The 21,884-nt window shown below is 66.5% G+C and carries 14 protein-coding genes and 2 CRISPR repeat arrays; of the genes, 5 read left to right on the forward strand and 9 right to left on the reverse strand.

The genetic code is table 11. The features are described 5' to 3' along the window. Positions 1–20: 20 nt before the first annotated feature. Positions 21–1,331, reverse strand: a complete 1,311-nt coding sequence (locus ACQY9S_RS18635) for a hypothetical protein (RefSeq protein WP_428421763.1) — start codon at positions 1,329–1,331, stop codon at positions 21–23. Between the two features lie 35 nt (positions 1,332–1,366). Between ACQY9S_RS18635 and ACQY9S_RS18640 the strand changes: the two genes are divergently transcribed. Together ACQY9S_RS18640 and ACQY9S_RS18645 are read left to right on the forward strand one after the other, a co-directional pair. Beyond that, positions 1,367–1,591 carry a hypothetical protein gene (locus ACQY9S_RS18640; protein ID WP_428421764.1) on the forward strand — a complete coding sequence of 75 codons (225 nt, stop codon included), beginning with the start codon at positions 1,367–1,369 and terminating at the stop codon, positions 1,589–1,591. A gap of 82 nt (positions 1,592–1,673) precedes the next feature. Next, a CRISPR array of direct repeats spans positions 1,674–2,239; the repeat unit is 36 nt; unit sequence GTTCCGGCCAGAGCTCATATCCCGAGCATCTAGACT. Positions 2,240–2,301: 62 nt separating this feature from the next. Beyond that, positions 2,302–3,384, forward strand: a complete 1,083-nt coding sequence (locus ACQY9S_RS18645) for an IS630 family transposase (RefSeq protein ID WP_428421530.1) — start codon at positions 2,302–2,304, stop codon at positions 3,382–3,384. A 62-nt stretch (positions 3,385–3,446) separates the two neighbouring features. Then, positions 3,447–7,116: direct repeats of the CRISPR family, unit length 36 nt; unit sequence GTTCCGGCCAGAGCTCATATCCCGAGCATCTAGACT. Between the two features lie 70 nt (positions 7,117–7,186). Here the strand turns inward: ACQY9S_RS18645 and cas2 are convergent. From cas2 to ACQY9S_RS18665, 4 genes are all read right to left on the reverse strand, one after another. Further along, positions 7,187–7,513: a CRISPR-associated endonuclease Cas2 gene (gene cas2 / locus ACQY9S_RS18650; RefSeq protein WP_428421766.1), complete on the reverse strand. Its 327-nt coding sequence runs from the start codon at positions 7,511–7,513 to the stop codon at positions 7,187–7,189. 10 nt (positions 7,514–7,523) lie between these two features. Then, positions 7,524–8,450 carry a type II CRISPR-associated endonuclease Cas1 gene (cas1, locus tag ACQY9S_RS18655; protein WP_428421768.1) on the reverse strand — a complete coding sequence of 309 codons (927 nt, stop codon included), beginning with the start codon at positions 8,448–8,450 and terminating at the stop codon, positions 7,524–7,526. A gap of 8 nt (positions 8,451–8,458) precedes the next feature. Continuing rightward, a complete protein-coding gene (gene cas9 / locus ACQY9S_RS18660; RefSeq protein WP_428421769.1) occupies positions 8,459–11,635 on the reverse strand; it encodes a type II CRISPR RNA-guided endonuclease Cas9 in 3,177 nt (1,058 codons plus the stop codon). A 168-nt stretch (positions 11,636–11,803) separates the two neighbouring features. Next, positions 11,804–12,388 carry a YceI family protein gene (locus ACQY9S_RS18665; RefSeq protein WP_428421771.1) on the reverse strand — a complete coding sequence of 195 codons (585 nt, stop codon included), beginning with the start codon at positions 12,386–12,388 and terminating at the stop codon, positions 11,804–11,806. Between the two features lie 82 nt (positions 12,389–12,470). Between ACQY9S_RS18665 and ACQY9S_RS18670 the strand changes: the two genes are divergently transcribed. Then, entirely contained in the window at positions 12,471–14,300 is a 1,830-nt protein-coding gene (locus tag ACQY9S_RS18670; RefSeq protein WP_428421773.1) for an ATP-binding protein, read from the forward strand. On the opposite strand, the gene ACQY9S_RS18675 is transcribed toward ACQY9S_RS18670, so the two are convergent. Genes ACQY9S_RS18675 through ACQY9S_RS18685 form a run of 3 tightly spaced genes read right to left on the reverse strand, consistent with a single transcriptional unit; the run spans position 14,290 to position 16,084 of the window. After that, positions 14,290–14,859 (reverse strand): YceI family protein, encoded by a 570-nt coding sequence (locus tag ACQY9S_RS18675; protein WP_428421775.1) that lies wholly within the window; start codon positions 14,857–14,859, stop codon positions 14,290–14,292. The two genes, ACQY9S_RS18670 and ACQY9S_RS18675, sit on opposite strands and share 11 nt — an antisense overlap. Positions 14,860–14,912: 53 nt before the next feature. Further along, the gene (locus ACQY9S_RS18680; protein ID WP_428421777.1) at positions 14,913–15,506 is read right to left on the reverse strand and encodes a YceI family protein; all 594 of its coding nucleotides are present in this window, start codon (positions 15,504–15,506) and stop codon (positions 14,913–14,915) included. A 17-nt stretch (positions 15,507–15,523) separates the two neighbouring features. Continuing rightward, positions 15,524–16,084, reverse strand: a complete 561-nt coding sequence (locus ACQY9S_RS18685) for a cytochrome b (protein WP_428421778.1) — start codon at positions 16,082–16,084, stop codon at positions 15,524–15,526. A gap of 185 nt (positions 16,085–16,269) precedes the next feature. Between ACQY9S_RS18685 and ACQY9S_RS18690 the strand changes: the two genes are divergently transcribed. After that, positions 16,270–17,352 carry a phospholipase A gene (locus tag ACQY9S_RS18690; protein WP_428421780.1) on the forward strand — a complete coding sequence of 361 codons (1,083 nt, stop codon included), beginning with the start codon at positions 16,270–16,272 and terminating at the stop codon, positions 17,350–17,352. A 92-nt stretch (positions 17,353–17,444) separates the two neighbouring features. Here the strand turns inward: ACQY9S_RS18690 and ACQY9S_RS18695 are convergent, their stop codons facing one another. Further along, positions 17,445–21,005: an indolepyruvate ferredoxin oxidoreductase family protein gene (locus ACQY9S_RS18695; protein WP_428421782.1), complete on the reverse strand. Its 3,561-nt coding sequence runs from the start codon at positions 21,003–21,005 to the stop codon at positions 17,445–17,447. A gap of 202 nt (positions 21,006–21,207) precedes the next feature. Between ACQY9S_RS18695 and ACQY9S_RS18700 the strand changes: the two genes are divergently transcribed. Further along, on the forward strand, positions 21,208–21,789 hold the full coding sequence (locus ACQY9S_RS18700; RefSeq protein ID WP_428421783.1) for an Lrp/AsnC family transcriptional regulator: 582 nt from the start codon (positions 21,208–21,210) through the stop codon (positions 21,787–21,789). The last annotated feature ends 95 nt before the right edge of the window (positions 21,790–21,884 follow it).

Consider the following 21,884-nt stretch of genomic DNA (forward strand, 5'->3'; position numbering starts at 1 on the left):
CCCCATTCTGACGGCAGTGCTCAGCGGCCGAGCACGCCGCGCAGCAGATCGAGCGCGCCGGGCTTCTTTTCCTCGGCCGGCGGCGGCGAGGCGGGCGCTGCGCCGCCCTCGCCCTTCATCATGTCGCCCATCGAGGGCATGCCGGGCATCGCGGTGGTCATCGACTTGACGCGCAGCTTCACCGCCCACTGCGGTTCCCACACCGCCTTCGGGTCGGCCGGGCGCGGAGGGTGCACGAGGTTCAGCTCCGGCCCGTAGGCGATCAGCCGCAGGAAGGCGCCCTGCGCCGGCAGCACGCCCTTGGGCACGGTGCAACGAGTGGTCGACGACGCGAGCAGCACGCGTTCCTTGACCCAGCGCTCGACCGCCGGATCGGTCTGGTAGTCGAACAGGCCGAAGCCGGTGTCGGGCAGCTCGCTCGAGGTCCAGATCACCATCTCGCTGGCTCCGTCGGTCGACTCACCCTTGCCGGCAAAGGCGCCGGCGAAGTAGCCGCGCGCCGTCGGCAGAGCATTCCACTCCAGCGCGGTGGCGCCGGCCTTGTCGGCGGTGCTCAGCGATAGCGCCGGCATCAGTTCGTTGGCGGCCGGGATGGCGAACTTGAAGCCCTCGGGCACACCCTGTCCCTTGAACTCGTGTTCGCCCACCAGCGAGGCGCCGTCGGCGATGCGCTTGCCCTCGCTCGGGTTGGGCCAGTGCGGCCGGCCCTGGGCGCTGTGCGCACCGCGCTGCGTGGCGCGGCGCGAGATGAAGAACTTGGCCGCGTCCTCGGGCTTGATCTTGGCCACGTCGAGCACGCGCGGCTGGCCGCTGCGCACGGTGTCGCCGCAGCCCCAGTAGAGCAGCAGCCGGCCCTTGGGCTTCTCGGACGGTTCCTCGACGCGCTCGTCGCCATCGTCGCCGGGCACCGGCTTGGCGTCCTTCGGCGACAGCAGCTTGAGCGACGGGCCGAGCTGCAGCCCGGCCGGGACCGCCTGCGTGCCCTCGGCGAGCTGCGGGTTGTCGCGCGTCGCGAGCGTGACGTCCAGGTAGCGACCACCGCCGCCGCTCTGCGTCGACAGGAAGGGCACGCTGCTGCCGCCGCCCACGCCGAACAGGCCGCCGAGTGCCGACAGCGGGTTGTTGCCGGCGCCGGCGCCCATGCCGCCCATACCGCCCCCCAGGCCGCTGAACGTAGCCACGTCGATCCACGCCTGCGCGACCGGCGGCTTCGACGGCGCCTTGGCAGGCGGTTGCTGGGCGCCGGCCGCGGCGGCGCACAGCGCCAGCGCGGCAGCGATCGGGACGGACCGCCGGCGCGGCGCATGGAGGGAGGTGGTCGGGGTCGACATGGTGGGGGTCCTTCGGTTCTTGCGAGGCGGCGGCGATGTTCTCGCGAGTGTGCGACTTTGGCCCTCCCACCGTCGAGGGGGATCGCACCGTAGCAGGGTCGACTCGGTCAGGGCGCGGGGTCTGCGGCGGTGACTTCGAAGGCCGCTTCAAGCGCAGCGACTTCGGCCTCGACTACGGCCTGCCCTTCGTGCGTGACGAGGTGACGCTGCGCGTGCAGGTCGAGGGCGTGCGCGCCGACGAAACTCCTGCTGCACGCTGAGTTCCGAACCCAGAAAGACGAAAGGCCGCATATAGCGGCCTTTCCATTTGGTGCATCTATCTGCTTTCGCAGCATCAGCTTGTTAGCGGACAGAGCTCATATCCCGAGCATCTAGACTCGGCTGGCGCGGCTTCAGTGCGTCGGTGCAGTTCCGGCCAGAGCTCATATCCCGAGCATCTAGACTCTCGCGGATGGTGTTGCGGAAAGCGCCCTTGTTCCGGCCAGAGCTCATATCCCGAGCATCTAGACTCTGGGACGGCTTGACCTGGACCGCGTCGCCGTTCCGGCCAGAGCTCATATCCCGAGCATCTAGACTCGCCGCGCGCTCCACCGCACTGTCCACCTAGTTCCGGCCAGAGCTCATATCCCGAGCATCTAGACTCCCAGGCGAGCAGCAGCCCGCCGAGGTACCAGTTCCGGCCAGAGCTCATATCCCGAGCATCTAGACTTCTGGTCTCGCTTTTGTCACGCTCACTGCGGTTCCGGCCAGAGCTCATATCCCGAGCATCTAGACTGCCGCTCAGCATGTACAGCGAGTCGCTTCTGTTCCGGCCAGAGCTCATATCCCGAGCATCTAGACTGTATGGGTCGACCAGCAGCGCGGGTTTTGGGTTCCGGCCAGAGCTCATATCCCGAGCATCTAGTGTGGTGCGCGTGAAGTAATAGAACTTACTTGCGCCGGCATACTCCAACCGCCCAGGAGGTGGGCGATGCGGGTTGCCAAGAAGATCGAGTTGGATGTGCAGACGGAGCGGGAGCTTCGTGCGCTGTCGCAGCGCAAGCGCATCGAGGTGCGGCTGCAGCAGCGCGCGCGCATCGTGCTGCTGGCGGCCAAGGGGATGCAGAACAAGGACATCGCCGCGGACGTCGGCCTGGACAGGCGGCAGGTGGCGCTGTGGCGAGCCCGCTTCCTCGAAGGCGGCATCGAAGCGTTGAGCAAGGACGCGCCGCGCTCCGGGCGCCCGGACAGCGTGATGGCCGAGATGGAGTCGCGCATCGTGCAGACCACGCTGCACGAGAAGCCGGCCAATGCCACGCACTGGAGCACGCGCACGCTGGCTGAGCACCTGGGTGTCGGAGCGACGACCGTGCGGACTGCGTGGCGCAACAACGGCCTGAAGCCGCATCTGAGCCGTACCTTCAAGGTCTCGCGCGACCCGCGCTTCGAGGACAAGCTACTGGACGTTGTGGGCCTGTACCTGAACCCGCCCGAGCATGCGCTGGTGCTCAGTTGCGACGAGAAGAGCCAGATCCAGGCGCTCAACCGCACGCAGCCCGGCCTGCCGATGAAGACCGGGCGAGCGGGCACCGTCACCCACGACTACAAGCGCCACGGCACGACCACGCTGTTCGCTGCGCTGAACACACTGGACGGCCGCGTGATCTCGATGTGCCAGCCGCGGCACAGGCACGAGGAGTGGCTGAAGTTCCTGCGCCTGATCGACCGCAAGACGCCCAAGGGGCTGACGTTGCATCTGGTCGTGGACAACTACGCCACGCATAGCCACCCTGAGGTTCAGGTCTGGCTGGCCAAGCACCCGCGCTTCGTCATGCACTTCACCCCGACCAGCGCGTCATGGTTGAACATGGTCGAGCGATTCTTCCGCGACATCACCGACAAGCGCATCCGCCGCGACAGTTTCACCAGCGTGCCCGAACTTGAGTTGGCTATCGACCTGTACGTCGCGCAGCACAACATCGAGCCTAAGCCCTTCATCTGGACTGCCTGCGCTTCCGACATCTTGGCCAAGGTCACGCGAGCAAAGGCAGCCCTGGCAGCAGCCTCAAGATAAGTACAGAACAGCACGGCGCACCACACTAGACTGCACAGCAGCAACGTGCTGCTCAAGCTGCAGTTCCGGCCAGAGCTCATATCCCGAGCATCTAGACTCTGGGTCAGCGTCTTGTTGGCGTCGGCCATGTTCCGGCCAGAGCTCATATCCCGAGCATCTAGACTTAATCAGCAACGCTGCTGCTCCCGCACTGCGTTCCGGCCAGAGCTCATATCCCGAGCATCTAGACTGAGTCTCACGAGCAGTTCGGTGTCGTTCATGTTCCGGCCAGAGCTCATATCCCGAGCATCTAGACTGGCCGACAACAACAGCATCGCCAACGCCCAGTTCCGGCCAGAGCTCATATCCCGAGCATCTAGACTCCGCGCCAATGTCGAGCGCCTGGCCGATGAGTTCCGGCCAGAGCTCATATCCCGAGCATCTAGACTCACTGCCATCAGGGCCGCAGGGTCCAATCTGTTCCGGCCAGAGCTCATATCCCGAGCATCTAGACTGACTACGACCAGAAGCACAAGCCGGAACCGGTTCCGGCCAGAGCTCATATCCCGAGCATCTAGACTAGACAGATTGGTCAACAGCAAACCGCTCGAGTTCCGGCCAGAGCTCATATCCCGAGCATCTAGACTTCATCGAGCCAGCGGCCACGAACATCGCACGTTCCGGCCAGAGCTCATATCCCGAGCATCTAGACTGCGAATATCCACTGACCGTGGACGTGGCAGGTTCCGGCCAGAGCTCATATCCCGAGCATCTAGACTGCCTGTCAGCCCACCGACCCGCATGCCGCTGTTCCGGCCAGAGCTCATATCCCGAGCATCTAGACTGTCTGGCGCGTTGGCCCGCGGGAGCAATGGGTTCCGGCCAGAGCTCATATCCCGAGCATCTAGACTCCGAAGGGAGAGGTGTATGTGATGGTGGAGGTTCCGGCCAGAGCTCATATCCCGAGCATCTAGACTTCACGAACGGCGCCATCGCGCAGACCGTGAGTTCCGGCCAGAGCTCATATCCCGAGCATCTAGACTCGTCAGAGGCTTCGTCAATCCGCTGGTAAGGTTCCGGCCAGAGCTCATATCCCGAGCATCTAGACTGCTCGCCTTCGGCAGCACACTGATCGGCGAGGTTCCGGCCAGAGCTCATATCCCGAGCATCTAGACTCACCAGCGTAGCCGCAGCGCCCTCGAAGCTGTTCCGGCCAGAGCTCATATCCCGAGCATCTAGACTAACAAGGTGCGCAGCGTGGAGTCGCTGCCTGTTCCGGCCAGAGCTCATATCCCGAGCATCTAGACTGCTGATGCAGTACATCACGCCGAAGCTCAAGTTCCGGCCAGAGCTCATATCCCGAGCATCTAGACTACGCCTCGATGTAGTCGGCCTCGATCGTCTGTTCCGGCCAGAGCTCATATCCCGAGCATCTAGACTGATCAGTGGACGCATCACCTGTTGCTGGCAGTTCCGGCCAGAGCTCATATCCCGAGCATCTAGACTACTAGAGGCGCTGCACGAAAGCTCCAGCAAGTTCCGGCCAGAGCTCATATCCCGAGCATCTAGACTCTCAACCCCTCAACAGGAACCCGCCCATGCGGTTCCGGCCAGAGCTCATATCCCGAGCATCTAGACTGATCGAGCGAGCAGCCCTCGCGGATCTCAAGTTCCGGCCAGAGCTCATATCCCGAGCATCTAGACTGCTCGGTGATGCGCCCCGCGGTGACGCCGGGTTCCGGCCAGAGCTCATATCCCGAGCATCTAGACTGGTGAAGACGCCGCGGGAGAGCAGGCCCCTGTTCCGGCCAGAGCTCATATCCCGAGCATCTAGACTCATGCCAGCCTGGGCCGACAACTGCGCTACGTTCCGGCCAGAGCTCATATCCCGAGCATCTAGACTCCGCCGAGGCGGACATCAAGCGGCGCAGCGAGTTCCGGCCAGAGCTCATATCCCGAGCATCTAGACTGGCGCGTGTATTCGGTGTCGTCGGCACCAAGGTTCCGGCCAGAGCTCATATCCCGAGCATCTAGACTGATCAGGCTGCTGTCGAGCGGGCCGCTCTTGTTCCGGCCAGAGCTCATATCCCGAGCATCTAGACTCTGCGAGCCTTTGAGCACCAGCGAGGCCTTGTTCCGGCCAGAGCTCATATCCCGAGCATCTAGACTCTTCCGCGGTCTCGGGGTTGTACTGGTTGGGTTCCGGCCAGAGCTCATATCCCGAGCATCTAGACTGTACGTGACCGACAAGCTCAGCAAGCAGCCGTTCCGGCCAGAGCTCATATCCCGAGCATCTAGACTGCATTGAGCTCGGCCTCGAAGCGGGCCATCGTTCCGGCCAGAGCTCATATCCCGAGCATCTAGACTCGTGCGCGGCCTGTTCGCGGCCATCGGCAAGTTCCGGCCAGAGCTCATATCCCGAGCATCTAGACTAGTATCCTGATTGGTGGCAAGGGCTGCGGAGTTCCGGCCAGAGCTCATATCCCGAGCATCTAGACTGCCGCCGTCATCTGCCGCAATCGCGACATAGTTCCGGCCAGAGCTCATATCCCGAGCATCTAGACTCTCGACCCGGCGCTCCGACCACTCGGCCGCGTTCCGGCCAGAGCTCATATCCCGAGCATCTAGACTGGCGGCGCGGCGCACCACCGAGACGAGATCGTTCCGGCCAGAGCTCATATCCCGAGCATCTAGACTGATGCCGCGCGCTGTAATGCCAGTCCCTCCGTTCCGGCCAGAGCTCATATCCCGAGCATCTAGACTCAAGGCGCAAAAGGCGCGCAATCGGCAACTGTTCCGGCCAGAGCTCATATCCCGAGCATCTAGACTATCCAGCCCCTGACATGCGCGACCACTTCAGTTCCGGCCAGAGCTCATATCCCGAGCATCTAGACTCCAAGTCGAGCAGAGGCCTCCGGCGCTCCAGTTCCGGCCAGAGCTCATATCCCGAGCATCTAGACTCCAACCTCTGCGGAGGTGATGGCCCAGCCTGTTCCGGCCAGAGCTCATATCCCGAGCATCTAGACTCCGACCGTGCAGGAGGAATACATCCTGCGCGTTCCGGCCAGAGCTCATATCCCGAGCATCTAGACTTCAGCGTGGAAGCAAGCCAAGTTCGGCGCCGTTCCGGCCAGAGCTCATATCCCGAGCATCTAGACTTGCGCGGTTCTCGGCTTTATTGAAGTTCTCGTTCCGGCCAGAGCTCATATCCCGAGCATCTAGACTGCAGAGGAACGAGCGGCTTTAGGAGCAGCGGTTCCGGCCAGAGCTCATATCCCGAGCATCTAGACTACCTCGTCTCCGGCCGAGCTGGCGACGGCCGTTCCGGCCAGAGCTCATATCCCGAGCATCTAGACTCCCGCGGCGTGCGTCCAGATGGCCGACGTGGTTCCGGCCAGAGCTCATATCCCGAGCATCTAGACTACACGCGGCGGCGTCCAGTGGGTTCAGGAAGTTCCGGCCAGAGCTCATATCCCGAGCATCTAGACTCGCCGGCCTCGTCATGGGCCAATCCGGCCTGTTCCGGCCAGAGCTCATATCCCGAGCATCTAGACTATACGCCGACCACGGCAACGGATATGAGCAGTTCCGGCCAGAGCTCATATCCCGAGCATCTAGACTCTCTCAGGGCTCGTTTGGTGGCAGCTGCGCGTTCCGGCCAGAGCTCATATCCCGAGCATCTAGACTATCGAGCGTGTCCTGCAGCTTAGGGTGCACGTTCCGGCCAGAGCTCATATCCCGAGCATCTAGACTCCGATCGTGATAACCCCTTGATTCGTCAAGGGGTTTTTCACTTCCGGGGTCGAAGAAAGCATGGCCGCGTTCAGAACAAGTCGAACTGGTCCGGCGTTTTGTTGGCCGGCTGCTTGGTTTTTCCGAGGAAGGTCACGATGCGCTCGTACTGTTTGTCGGTGAAGGTGAGTATGTTGACCTTGCCGCCTTCGGGCAAGGCCTCTTCCACTCGCTTGCTGTAGGTGTCGGCCTGCGACTGGCTGGTGCAGAAGCGCATGTACACGGAGAACTGCGCCATCTCGAAGCCCTGGTCGAGCAGGGTCTTGCGGAAATCGGTCGCGGCCTTGCGCTCGGCCTTTTCGACCACCGGCAGGTCGAACATCACGACCATCCACATCAAGCGGTAGCCGCTGAGCATCGCGGCGCTTTCATTCGTCGAGGCTGGCCGCCAGCGCAAGCGGCAGGCCAGGCAGCGGTAGGTCGAGTTTCTCGCGCTCGCCGAGGTAGACCTGCGCCAGCGATGTTGCTAGGCGCTGCGCGCACACCATCACCGGTGTAGCGCCCACAGCGGTTTCCATGTCGTCGTAGAGCGTGCGCACCAGCGCGCGCTTGGTTTCGGGCCGAACCTCACGCTCGCCGTTGCGCGCCAGCAGCCAGACCTTGAGGTCAATCACCGGACGGAAGGGTTCCATCAGATCGTCGACCAGGCGCATCGCATTGCCTTCGTTGCTGTGGTGCAGTCCCAGCGTTGGGTGCAGGCCCGCGGCAACGATTGCGCGTGCGGTGCAGGCGCGCAGCACGGTGTAGCCGTAGTTAAGTAGGCCGTTGATGCTGCCGGCATCCTGATCGCGTCGAAATCCATCGCCGAACAGCAGGGTCCAGTAGCGGCGCGCGCCCTGGGCCTCGATGTTGTCGGGGTCGCCGGAACGGACCTTGGACACCAAAGCGGTCAGCGGCGGTGTCGGCGCACCGGCCGCCTCCAGAGCCGCGGCCTGCTGCTGCAGCTTGGCGCGAACGACCTCGGCCCACAGGCGCTTGTGCGTCGGTTTGCTGGCGGCGATCTGCGCGTCGTAGCGCTTGGCCTGCTGGTAATTGCCGTCGACCGGCAGCAGCATGCCGACGGCATTGTGGTTCGCGGCGCACAGTACGAAAGGCGCGCCGCGCTCGGCCAGCGCCACCAGCAGGTTGTTGGTGTAGCTCAGGCCATGCGCATTGGCGATCACGGCGGCGATGTCGTCGAGCGGTACCTGGCCCAACTCCTTGCGTTCGCCCTCGGTGTCCTGCACGACCATGAAGCCGCGCGACAGCGACAAGTGCCTGCGGTCATCGGCCACTTCGACGATGCGGCCGATCATGATGAGTCTCAGGGCTTGAAGCTGGGGTCGCGGAGGTCGCCGATCTCGGAAACGGTGACACGTCGTGCCTTCGCACTCTGCAATGAGCCGGCGTACTTGGAGACGTACTTGAAGCCGCTGGACTTGTCCCGATTCCTCGCGTCAACGTTCGCTTCGTTGTGGTCGGCCATGAAGACCTGTCCGTTGGCGCTCAGCGTGGCAACGCGCATGGTTCGAATGCCCCCGTCAATCGTCAGTCTGACAAGATCATCGAGCATCAGGCGCATCACCAGTGGCCGGCCATTCTGGGCGAGTGTCGAATGCCGAAGCCTTTGCAAGTCATGCTCCCGGACGATGCGATGCGCCTCGAAAGTCGAGATCACGGTGCTTTCCCACTTCCCCTTCTCATTGCGCCAGATCTCGATGCAGTAGTTGCTGTCGCCCTTGTAGCCCTTGTAATGCAGCGGAGCGCCGTCGTCGCCGCGGCCGTGCCGGTCCGCCGCCCGTTCCGACCGCATGCCGATGACGGAGAGCTTCTCGACCACTCGCACGCGCCGCGGGCCGCCCTCGGCCGTGAGGCTCTCGATCCGCGCGCCGAACTCCTTGCCGCTCAATCCGGCCGTCTGTTCCAGCAGCCACTGCCGGCCTTGCTCGTCGGCGAAGTCCTTCTTGGTGATCTCGTCAGCGCTCTTGAAACTGTCGACCATGACGCGATGCACGACCTCACCGTCGCCACGGAAGCCATACGCAGTGTCGTTGTGCAGCGCGCCCTCGTGGCCGTGGTCTGGCTTGTGGCTGACGATGACGCCGCGAACGGCCCGCGCGACATGCTCGCGGTAGCTCGGCCAGGGGTCGGGCATGTCGGCAACGAGTCGGTGGAGTTGCATCTCGCGCGCGTCTGCACTGGCCTTTGCGAAGCGCTGCAACATGCCCTGGTCGGTCACGCCGATCACCGCGGCGTCGATGGCGTGGTGACGATGATCGTCGCGGTTCTTCTCGCCGGTGGGGGACAGCAGCTTGCTCAGGCCGAACAGCCCGCGCAGCATCGCGGTCATCCGGCCCGGGATCACGCGGACCCGGTTGGGCGGGCAGATCAGCGACAGATACTCCTTGGCGATTCGCGACAGGTAGGCGGTGTCGGTCAAGGCGCGCGCGAGGAAGTCCTGGTCGTCGCGCAGCCAGCGCTGGTAGCCGTCGGGTGCGAAGCGCTTGGCCTTGTCCTTCGACATCCATGCCGCACGCTGCAGGATCGCGCTGTAGTCGTAGCCCGTTGGCGAACTGCCGAAGGCATCGTGCGGCGTGCGGTTGCCTTTGTCGCGGTTGGCCCGGCGCAGGGCCACCGTCTTGTTGTTGAGGCTGTCGTCCAGCGTCATCGAGAACGGCAGGATGTGTTCGATCTCCACTTCCCCGGAGAACAGCATCGCCATGCCGATGTGCTCGCCTGTGTAGGGGCAGCAGCGGTTGGCGGCGTCCTGCGGATTCAGTTCGACCCACAGGCGCATGCGCTGTAGGTCGTCACGCGTAGGCTCGCGCCCTGACAGGCCGGGTAGCGTGCGGATCGTCTCGCGGAAGTGTTCGTTCTGCTTCTGCCGCTCGGCTTGGCGCTCATTCTCCAGCTTGCGTTGCTTCTCGCCCTGCTTGAGTTCACGCGCTACCTCGACAATCACCTCGGACGGGTGTCCGTAGCGTTTGATCAAGGTGTTGACTACCTTGCGCAACTCGTTCAGCCCGATGTGGACAGTGGGGTTGGCAATGCGACCAAAGCGCTTCTCTGGCAAATCCTCGGCGGTGGCGCGGGGATCGGCGAAACCGACGTGGCGCTGTAGCGCCTCGCCGTAGTAAGGCAGGGCGTCCAGCACTTCGCCGGTCTGTTCGGCGCGAGACAGGGCGCTGTGGCTGTCGAAGCCGGCGCGTTTGACGGCCTCTGCATAGGTGATTACTTCACGCTGAAGTTCCGGCAGCACCCGTTCGAGCGCTGCACGGCTTAGGTTGCCATAGCCTTCCGGAAGATTGATGCTGGCGATGCGCTCGGCTGCGGCTTCGTCCATCTCGACGCCTTCGACCAGCCAAGTTACGAGTGCGCTTTCACTGGCCTCATCGAGCAGGCGACTCACGATCTCGTCTTGCAGTTCCGGACGTAACTGCCGCCAGCGATCTCCAAAGCAGTCTTCAGATGCAAGGTTCCTGGTCGTGGCATTTCCCGTGAGGCGGTCGCGTTTCACGTCCTCGAGATTGAACTTCGTGCTGCCAGGCAGCTTCAGTGCCCTCCGCATCTTGGTGAAAGTCACATCGCCGCTCTCCAGCAGAGCTGCCAGCGTGTCGCGCTGGTCCAGCGTCAAGACCTGTTCCTGCAACTGGGGCGTCAGCAGGCGCAAGTTGTTCAACTCCTGGTATATCCGAAAGCGCTGCGTGCTCGGCAGTGCCAGTGGGGCTCGTTCCTCGGTCGGGATCAAGGTGCAGCGCCCCGGGCGCACCGGTCGCAGTGGGCGCTGGTGCAGCAGGATGTCGCGGAGTTCGTCGCGTTTACCGCTCGTGAAGAACTCGGGCTGGAATTGAGCTTGCGCGGCCCAGAGGCGATCAAATTCCTCTGCGACCATCGCACGATCGATGTAGAGGTCATAAGCTCGATCCTTGACGGTCTTGCCGCGCAGCCGAGCTCGCACACTTTCGCGCCGACCATGACGGTCGGCGAGCCACTCGCCGACCGTACGCGCGTCCTTGGTCGACAACTCGTCTCGCAGCTTGCGTATGGCCGACTTGAGCAAGCCGCTCTCGTTGTCCTTCTTGTCGGTCTTGCGATTGCTCAGGAAACCGCGGCGCTGGTTCAGATGAAAGAGTGCGCGGCCGAACTGCGCCGGTGTCAAAGGCTTGTCGAGCCCTTCTCGACGCAAGGCATAGGGGTTCAGGGATTCGAACGCCTTGCGCTCCTTGATGTCCTGCGGCCAGAAGCCGAGGCGGACGAGCGCGTTCTGCAACCGGGCCTTGCGCTTGAGCAGTCGATCACGGCGTCTTCGCATTTGGCGAGCCAGCCGCCGGGTGACTGCAAGGGAGCTACCGTCTTTCGGACTGCGCCCATCCGAGAAGATTCTGGAGCCCATGCGGATGACCGCACAAGGGCTCGACTCTTTGTCCAATCGGATCAGGCACCACCCGATCGACGTCGTACCAATATCAAGTGCAAGCCGATAGCGCATGCGCCGCAGCATGTTTTCTCCCTGTGTATTGACATCTTGTTGGCGAGAGAATAACGTGATTGTCGTTCGATGCTCGGGATATGAGCTCTGTCCGCTAACAAGCTGATGCTGCGAAAGCAGATAGATGCACCAAATGGAAAGGCCGCTATATGCGGCCTTTCGTCTTTTTGGATTGGGAACTCAGTGCGTTGGGGGGCCATCATCGGTCCGCACGCCCTCGACCTGCACCCGCAGCGTCACCTCGTCCCGCACGAAGGGCAGGCCGTAGTCGATGCCGAAGTCGCTGCGCTTGAAGCGGCCTTCGAAGTCGCCGCCGCAGACCTCGCGCTGCCACACCGGGTGGCGGTAGCAGGCGAAGCGCGTGGCGGTCAGCGTCAGTCCACGGCTCACGCCGCGCAGCGTGAATTCGCCGCGCAGCTCGCCGAGCCGGTCGCCATCGAAGCGCAGCTGGCGCGAGACGAACCAGGCGGTCGGGTGCTCGCCGGTCGACAGCAGCTCGGCCTGGCGCAGGTGGCTGTCGAACATCGCCGAGCCGGTGCTCACCGAGCCGGTCGGCACCGTCACGCCGACCTCGCCCTGCCCGGCGGTCCGGTCCAGGCTCACGCTGCCTTCGGCCGGGCCGAAGCGCCCGCGGATCGTCGACGTGCCGAAGTGCGACAGCTCGAACTGCACCCAGCTGTGCGCCGGGTCGAGCGTGTAGCGCACGGGTTCGGCCTGCGCCACGGCGCTCAGCCCCAGCAGCAGTGAAATGGACAGAACGCGCATGCGCCGATTGTGCGCAACTGCGCAGGCGTTTCCACCCCGATCGCGTAAATTGCCGCCAGCCTTGCAACGCTTGCCCCGACCCGTGCCGCAACCCGTCCCCGCTGCCGCCTCACCCCAGTTCGCGGAACGCCTGCTGTCCGCGCAGGTGCAGCTGCTGTTCGAGCGCACGCGCGTTTCGGCCTGGACCAACCTGGCCGCCGCGCTGCTGGTCGTGGGCCTGCTGTGGAAGCAGGTGCCGGTCGATCTGCTGCTGGGCTGGCTGGCGCTGAAACTGGGTCTGACCGCGGTGCGGCTGTGGGTGCGCTGGCGCTACACCCACCGCGGCGGCTGGAGCGACACGCTGTGGCGCCGCTGGTTCAGCACGGTGATCATCGTCGACGGCCTGACCTGGGGGGTGGCCGTCGCCGGTTTCTCGCCGTCGGTCGACGCGGTGGTGGCGATCCTGTTGTTGTCCACGCTGATCGCCGTCGTGGCGATCGCCAGCATGGTGCTGCCGCTGTACCTGCCGGTCCACCTGGGCTTCAGCGCCTGCGCCTTGCTGCCGGTGGCGGCCCTGCAGTTGATGACCGGCGGGCTGCTGGGCACTTACGGCGGCCTGGGCTTGCTGCTGTTCCAGGTCTTCCTGCTGTTCGAGGGGCGCACGGTCGCGCGCCACACCCACGAGCTGCTGCGCCTGCGGCTGCGGCTCGAGCAGGAGGCCGTCGCGCTGGCCCAGGCCCAGGCGCAGGCCGAGCACCACAGCGCGGTCAAGAGCCAGTTCCTCGCGACCATGAGCCACGAGATGCGCACGCCGCTGCACGGCATCCTCGGTCTGACGCGCCAGCTGCGTGGTGCGGCCGTCGAGCCCGAGGCGCGCGAACGCAGCCTGGAGCTGATCGAGCGCTCCGGCGAGCACCTGCTCGGCTTGATCAGCGACGTGCTCGATTTCGCGCGCATCGAGGCCGGCCGGCTGCAGCTCGCCGACCTGCCGTTCGACATGGTGGCGGTGATCGAGGAGGTTGCGGCGCTGGCCGGCAGCGGCGCCGGCGAGAAGGGCCTGTCGGTCGAGGTCGAGACCGGTGGGCTCGGCGCCGCCGGCGGCTGGATGCGCGGCGATGCGGCGCGGGTGCGCCAGGTGCTGCACAACCTGCTCGGCAACGCCGTGAAGTTCACCGAGCGCGGCAGCGTGCGCGTGCTGGCGGCGCGCGATGCGGCGACGGGGTGCGTGCGCATCGAGGTCGAGGACAGCGGGCGCGGCATCCCGGCCGCCCAGATCGAAAGCATCTTCGACGCCTTCCACCAGGCCTACGGGGCCTTCGACCGCCGCTACGGCGGCACCGGTCTCGGGCTGGCCATCGCGCGCGAACTCGCCCGCGCGATGGGCGGTGACCTCACGGCGCGCAGCGAGCTCGACCACGGCTCGAGCTTCGTGTTCGAAGCGGCGCTGCCGCCGGCGCTGCCGGACACCCAGCCACCACCGAGCGACGCACCGCGGCCGGTGCAGCGCCTGCTCGGCCGCGTGCTGGTGGCCGAGGACAACCCGGTCAATGCGCTGGTGGTCGAGGCGATGCTGCGCGAGCTCGGCCTGGCGGTCGAACTGGTCGAGAACGGCGCCCAGGCGGTGCAGCACTGGGAGCGCTCGCCGCCCGAGCTGGTGCTGATGGACTGCCAGATGCCCGAGCTCGACGGCTTCGCCGCGACCCGGCACATCCGTGCGCGCGAAGCCCGGCAGCAACGGCTGCGCGTGCCCATCATCGCGCTGACCGCCAACGCCTACGAGCGCGACCGCGAGCGCTGCCTCGCGGCCGGCATGGACGAGCACCTTGCCAAGCCCTTCCGTGCGCAGGAGCTGCACGCGCTGCTGCTGCGCTACCTGCCGGCGGCCGATGCGGGCGGGGGCCGCTTGCCGCCCCCGCCGGACATCATTGTTTGACGGCTTCGATCTGCACCACCAGGTGCACGCTGTCCGGGATCCCCCCCGTCACGCCATAGCTCATGCCGTACTGGCTGCGCAGCAGGGTGGTCTCGAAGTCGCCGCCGCAGACCTCGCGCTTCAAGCGCGGGTTCTCGTAGCAGTTGAAGTTGCCGGCCTTCAGCGTGACCGGGTTGGTCTTGCCCAGCAGCGTCAGCGTGCCGCTCACTTCGGCCACCTTGTCGCCGCTGAAGCTGAACTTGTCGGCCGAGAATTTGGCGGTCGGGAATTCGGCGGTGTTGAAGAAGTCCTTGCTGGACAGGTGGGTGTTGAAGGTCGCGGTGCCGGTGTTGATCGAGCCGGTGTCGATGGTGAGTTCGACCTTGCCGGTCTTGCCGGCACGGTCGAACTGCACCGTGCCTTCCTTCTTGTCGAAGCGTCCGCGCACGGTCGAGGTACCGAAGTGCACGACCTCGAAGGTCACGAAGGTGTGGCTGGGATCGATCGCATAGGTCGCACTCTGGGCCTGGGCCGTCGCGAGGCAGGCGAAGGCAGCGGCGGCAACGAGGAGTTTCTTCATCGGGGATCCTGAGAGGGTGAGGGTGGGAAGGGGTGGACGGAATCGGGCGGTGATCACAGGGCGCCCACGCCGGTCAGCGTGAGCTTGAACTTCACTTGCACTTCGTCGGCGACCATCGAGGTGTCGCCCCATTCGCCGGCGCCGATCTTGAATTCGAGGCGCTTGATGGCGAAGGCGCCGGTGGCGGTGCTGCTGCCGCCGGCCTGGGTCAGCGTCACCGGCACCAGCACGTCGCGGCTGTTGCCCTTGATGCCCAGCTTGCCGGCCACCTCGAACCTGCCGCCTCCCAACGCCTTGATGGTGGTCGACTGGAAAGTGGCCTGCGGGAACTTGGCGACATCGAACCACTCCGGCTTGACCATCTCGGCATCGGTCTCGCGGTCGCCGATCGTGGCGCTGCCGGTGTCGATCGCGAAGGCGATCTTGCCGGTCTCGGGCTTTTTCGGGTCGAACGCCACCTGGGCGTCGAACTTCTTGAACTTGCCCTGCACCGGCACGCCCATCTGCTTGCTGACGAAGCCGATCTCGCTTTGCGCCGGCACCAGCTTGGCGACGGCTGCCTGCGCATGGGCTGCGCCCGATGCGGCCACGAGGCCGGCCGCGGCGAGCACGGCGAGGGAGATCAGCGGGGCGGACAGGGTTTTCATACGGGATCCTCCGGGGTTCAGGGGCGACCGGGCCGCATGCGGGCCAGCAGGCCGTCGCGGTCGATGAACTGGTGCTTCAGGGCAGCCGCCACGTGCAGCACCACCAGCGCCAGCAGCGCGTAGGCCAGGATCGCGTGGACGGGCTTGACCAGCTTGGCCAGGTCCTTGTCGACCGGCACGAAGTCGGGCAGCGGCAGCACGCCGAACCACACGATCGGGAAGCCGGCCATCGAGCTGTAGGCCCAGCCGACCAGCGGCACCGCGAAGAACAGCAGGTACATCAGGTGGTGGGTTGCGTGGTAGGCCTGGAGTTGCCAGGGCGGCATCGCCGCGGCGACGGGCTCGGGCAGGGCGGGCGGGCGGTGCGTCAGGCGCCACAGCAGGCGCAGCAGCGACAGCGCCAGGATCGTGACCCCCGCCCACTTGTGCCAGTTGTAGAGCTTCAGGCGCTGCGGCGAGAACGGCAGGTCGCTCATGTACCAGCCGAAGCCCATGCTGCCCAGGATAGCCAGCGCCAGCAGCCAGTGCAGCGCGATCGCGGTGCCGGTGTAGCGGGGGCTCACGGTGGGCGTGTTCATGCAGGGGTCGGTGGCGGCAAGGTGGACGCACTGTAGTGAGTGTTTTGGGCCCGCGAGTTCACAGGGCTTGTCGCAACGCTTCAAAAAAATGCAAGTGTTTGCTGCGGCAAGCCCCGCCGCGGCGCCGGCCCGGGCGCTGTCCCGCAGAATGGGCCGGCCCCGATGACGACCCGAGCCTTTGCCCGATGAGCCCCACCGCCCTGAGCGCCCTGCTGCTGGCCTTGCCGTTCGGGGCCGCCCTGGCGCAGCAGGATGCGCTGCCGACGTTGGCCGACTGCGCTGCGCTCAGCGACGACGGCCTGCGCCTGGCTTGCTATGACCACCTGGCCGGCCGCGAGGCACCGGCCGTGCCCACCGTGCCGGCGGGTCGCACGCCCGACGTGATGGCACGACCGACGCCGCCGATCGCCGGCACCGGACTGCAGGGCCCCCCGACACCGGCGCCGAGCTTCCTGTCCAAGTACTGGGAGCTCGACGAGGCCGACAAGCGCGGCACCTTCAACTTCACCGGCTACCGTCCCAATTTCCTGCTGCCGGTGCACGCGACCACGCGCATCAACACCCGCCCGACCAGCCCGACGCCGGGACGCAGCGGCCAGCTCGGCGACTACAAGAAGGTCGAGGGCAAGCTGCAGCTCTCGTTGCGGACCAAGGTGGCGCAGAGCGTGCTGTTGCCGGGCGCCGACCTGTGGTTCGGCTACACGCAGCAGTCGCTCTGGCAGCTCTACAACCCCGGCGATTCGGCGCCGTTTCGCAGCAGCGACTACGAGCCCGAGATGATGTACGTGGTGCCGGTGCCCGAAGGGCTGCGCGCGCTGCCCTGGGGCTGGCAGTGGCGCTACGGCATGGTCGCCTTCGCCCACCAGTCGAACGGCCAGACCGTGCCGCTGTCGCGCAGCTGGAATCGGGTGTACGCGGGCGCCGGTTTCGAGCGGAACGACACGTCGGTCATGCTGCGCCTGAATCGCCGCGTGCACGAGAACCCCGCCACCGACGACAACCCCGACCTGACCGACTACCGCGGCCGCGGCGACGTGACGCTGAACTGGACACCGGGCCGCGCCACCGCCGCGCTGTCATGGCGCACGAACTTTCGGGACCTCAAGCGCGGCGCGGTCCAGTTCGACTGGACCTACCCGGTCGAGCCCGACAGCCCGCGCGCGCTGCGCTGGTATGTGCAGCTGTTCAGCGGCTACGGCGAGACGCTGCTCGACTACAACTTCCGGCAGACCAGCCTGGGGCTGGGGTTGACGCTGTTCGAGTTCTGACGCGCCGGCGCGCGGTATCGACGTGGCGCCGGGCTGCGTCGATTGCCGCAAAGGCCGGCCGCTGCGGCATGCCGTCGTCGCGTGGCCCGCGCTCAGGCCGCCGCACGCCGCGAGAGCCCGGCGCGCCACTGCGCCATCAGGCCCGCCCATTTCGCGCGCGCGGCGCCCAGCTGCCGCGCCTTCACGTGGCCGTAGCCGCGGATGTCCTCCGGGATCGCCGCGATCTCGACCGCCAGCGCCAGCCGCGGCGCCTCCAGCGTCGCCAGCAACTCCTCGATGCAGGCGCGGTACTCGCCGACCAGCGCGCGCTCGGTGCAGCGCTCCGCGCTCCGGCCAAAGGGATCGAGGGCGGTGCCGCGCAAGCCCTTGAGCCGCGCGAGCAGCCGGAAGGCGACGAGCATCCACGCGCCGAACGGCTGCTTCACCAGCTCGCCGCGCGCATTCTTCTTCGCCAGCCCCGGCGGCGCCAGGTGGTAGCCCAGCTTCACCGCGCCGTCGAACTGCGCGGCGATCTTCGCGTGGAAGGCCGGGTCGGCGTGCAGTCGCGCCACCTCGTACTCGTCCTTGTAGGCCATCAGCTTGAACAGGTAGCGGGCCACGGTCTCGCTGAGCCGGGTCGACTTCAGCGGCGCCTCGGCGGCGCGCACCTTGTCGACGAAGGCGCGGTAGGTCTGCGCATAGGCCGCGTTCTGGTAGCCGGTGAGGAAGTCGACGCGCGTGGCCAGCAGCTCGTCCAGCGCGGGCTTCTTCACGAAGGCGATCACCTGCGCCGTGGCGGTGAGGGCCTGCACCGCCGCCGGGTCGTGCGCCACGCGCCGGCCCCAGGCGAACGCGGCCTGGTTCAGCTCGACCTGCACGCCGTTGAGCTCGATCGCGCGCAGCAGCGCGGCCTGGCTCAGCGGCACCCAGCCGCGCTGCCACGCATAGCCCAGCATCAGCGGGTTGGTGTAGATCGCGTCGCCGAGCAGCGCGGTCGCCAGCCGGTCGGCGTCGAACCTGCCCACCTGCGCAGCGCCGCCGCAGGCCTGCTCGATCACCGTCTCGCAGCGCCCGCCGGGGAACTGCCAGTCCGGGTTGCCGACGAAGGCCGCGGTCGGCGCGCCGTGGGTGTTCAGCGCCACGTGCGTGCGGCCCTCGCGCATCACCGCCAGCGTGTCGTTCTTCGCGGCGACGATCGGGTCGCAGGCGATCACGAGGTCGGCCTCGGCGGTGCCGACCTTGGTGCAGTAGAGGGCCTCGGGCCGGTTGGCGATCTGGACATGGCTCCAGGTCGCACCACCCTTCTGTGCCAGTCCGGCCGCGTCCTGCGTGACAACGCCCTTGCCCTCGAGGTGGGCCGCCATGCCCAGCAGCTGGCCGATCGTGATGACGCCGGTGCCGCCGACGCCGGCGACCACGATGCCCCAGGCGGACTCGGCCACCGGCAGCACCGGCTCCGGCAGCGGCGGCCCGCGATGCGGGTCGTGCGAGGCATCGCGCTGCGGCTTCTTCAGCGTGCCGCCGGTCACCGTCACGAAGCTCGGACAGAAGCCCTTCAGGCAGGAATAGTCCTTGTTGCAACTGCTCTGGTTGATGCGGCGCTTGCGGCCGAACGGCGTCTCGACCGGCTCGACCGACAGGCAGTTGCTCTGCACCGAGCAGTCGCCGCAGCCCTCGCACACCAGCTCGTTGATCACCACCGTCTCGGCCGGCGTGGCCAGCGTGCCGCGCTTGCGGCGCCGCCGCTTCTCGGTCGCGCAGGTCTGGTCGTAGATGAGGATGGTGCAGCTGGGCAGTTCGCGCAGTTCGCGCTGCACCGCGTCGAGCTCGTCGCGGTGCTTCACCGTCACGCCCGGCGCGAGGCCGGTGGCGCCGGTGTACTTCTGCGGCTCGTCGGTCACGACGACGATCTTCTTCGCGCCTTCGGCGTCGAGCTCGCGCGTCATCTCGGGCACGCGCAGCGTGCCGTCGACCGGTTGGCCGCCGGTCATCGCGACCGCGTCGTTGAACAGGATCTTGTAGGTGATGTTCACGCCCGCCGCGATGCTCTGGCGCACCGCCAGCAGGCCCGAGTGGTAGTAGGTGCCGTCGCCGAGGTTGGCGAACACGTGCCGGTCGGTGGTGAAGGGTGCCTGGCCGACCCAGCTCACGCCTTCGCCGCCCATCTGCGAGAAGGTGGTGGTGCTGCGGTCCATCCACACCGTCATGTAGTGGCAGCCGATGCCGGCCACCGCACGCGAGCCCTCGGGCACGCGCGTGCTGGTGTTGTGCGGGCAGCCGCTGCAGAACCACGGTGCGCGCTCGCCGGTGTCCTGCGTGCTCGCGGCCAACGCGCGTTCCTTGGCGTCGATCAGCGCCAGCCGCGCCTCGACGTGCCCGCGCGTGTCGCCGCCCAGGCCGCCGAGCTTGAGCAGCCGCTTGCCGATCGCGCGGGCGATGATCGCCGGCGTCAGGTCGGCCTGGGCGCGCAGCAGCCAGTTGCCGCTCGGGTCGGGCTGGCTCCACTCGCCGCCCGAGGTGTCGCCCTCGGGCTCGTCGAACTTGCCCAGCACGTTGGGCCGCACGTCGGCGCGCCAGTTGTAGAGCTCTTCCTTCAGCTGGTACTCGATGACCTGGCGCTTCTCCTCGATCACCAGGATCTCCTGCAGCCCGGTCGCGAACTCGCGCGTGATCGTGGCCTCCAGCGGCCACACCACGCCCACCTTGTGCAGCCGGATGCCGAGGCGGCGGCAGGCCGCGTCGTCCAGGCCCAGGTCGTGCAGCGCCTGGCGCGTGTCGTTGTAGGCCTTGCCGCTGGCGATCAGCCCGAGCCGTGCGTTGGGCGAATCGATCACCGTGCGGTTGAGCCGGTTCGCGCGCACATAGGCCAGCGCCGCGTACCACTTGTGGTTCATCAGCCGCGCTTCCTGCTCCAGCGGCGCGTCGGGCCAGCGGATGTGCAGGCCGCCGGCGGGCATGGGGAAGTCCTCGGGCAGCACGATGTTCACGCGGTCGGGGTCGACCGAGATCGACGTGGACGACTCGACGATCTCCTGGATCGTCTTCATGCCCGCCCACACGCCCGAGAAGCGGCTCATCGCGAAGGCATGCAGGCCCAGGTCGAGGATCTCCTGCACGCTGGCGGGGAAGAACACCGGCAGCCCGCAGGCCTTGAAGATGTGGTCGCTCTGGTGCGCCGCGGTGCTGCTCTTGGCGATGTGGTCGTCGCCGGCGACCGCGATCACGCCGCCGTGCTTCGCGGTGCCCGCCATGTTGGCGTGCTTGAAGACATCGGAGCAGCGGTCCACGCCCGGGCCCTTGCCGTACCAGATGCCGAACACGCCGTCGTGCTTCTTGCTCTGCGGGTACAGGTCGAGCTGCTGGGTGCCCCACACGGCGGTGGCGGCGAGTTCTTCGTTCACGCCGGGCTGGAACACCACCTGGTGGGCCGCGAGGTGCTTCTTCGCCGCCCACAGCGCCTGGTCGTAGCCGCCCAGCGGCGAGCCGCGGTAGCCGCTCACGAAGCCGGCGGTGTTCAGCCCCGCCGCCGCATCGCGCTGGCGCTGCAGCATCGGCAGCCGCACCAGGGCCTGCACGCCGCTCATGAACGCCTGCCCGGTCTCGAGGGCGTACTTGTCGTCGAGCGTCACCGTTTCGAGAGCGCGGCGGATCGACTCGGGGAGGGGCGCGTTCATGGCGTCAGGACTCCTGCTGTCAGCGGGAAAGTTGCGGCGGCCCCTGTGCTCGTGACGCAGGGACCGCGCGCTGCCACCGGCGGGGTCGTCGGCGGGATTGCAGCCAGTGTAGGCAAAGCGCGTATTCATGTCTTTTCTTTGTGTGCCCGCCGGTGCATGCTTGCAGCAAGGTTGTTGCTCGGATAGGTACTAAAGGAAAGAAATGTCATCGAGAAAGCCGATTTCAGGGCAAACCCGAATCGATCGCCCGGCGGCGCGCGCAGCCTCTGCGGCGGCGGCTCCGGCCGACGGCGTGCAGCAAGGCGCGCTCGACCGCTACGACATCGCCATCCTCGGCGCGCTGCAGCAGGACGCGCGGCTGTCGAACGCCGAGCTCGCGGCCCGCATCGGCCTGTCGCCGGCGCCGACCTGGCGGCGCGTGAAGTGGCTGGAGACCCAGGGCTACATCCGCGGCTACCGCGCCGAGATCGACCGCCACAAGATCGGCCTGGGCGTGCTGGCCTTCGTGCGCGTGGACGCCGAGCGCAACACCGGCGAGGCCACGCGCGTCCTGGAAGAGGCGATCCGCCGCATTCCACAGGTGATCGCCTGCCACTACATCAGCGGCTCGGGCACCTTCGAGCTGCAGGTCATGACCACCGACCTCGACGCCTTCTCGGCGCTGGCGCTGGAGACCCTGCTGAACCTGCCCAATGTGAAGGACCTGCACACCAGCTTCTCGCTCGGCGAGGTGAAGGCGGGCGCGGCGCTGCCGCTCGGGCACCTGGAGCGCGCGCGGGACTGAGGCGGCGCGCGCGCCGCTTCCCTGGTCGGGGCTGCCTGGCACGCGGCATCATCGGGGGCGGGCGCCACATGCCGCCCACGCCAGCCACCACCCTG

The sequence above is a fragment of the Methylibium sp. genome (assembly GCF_965279545.1).
GTDB lineage: Bacteria > Pseudomonadota > Gammaproteobacteria > Burkholderiales > Burkholderiaceae_C > Methylibium.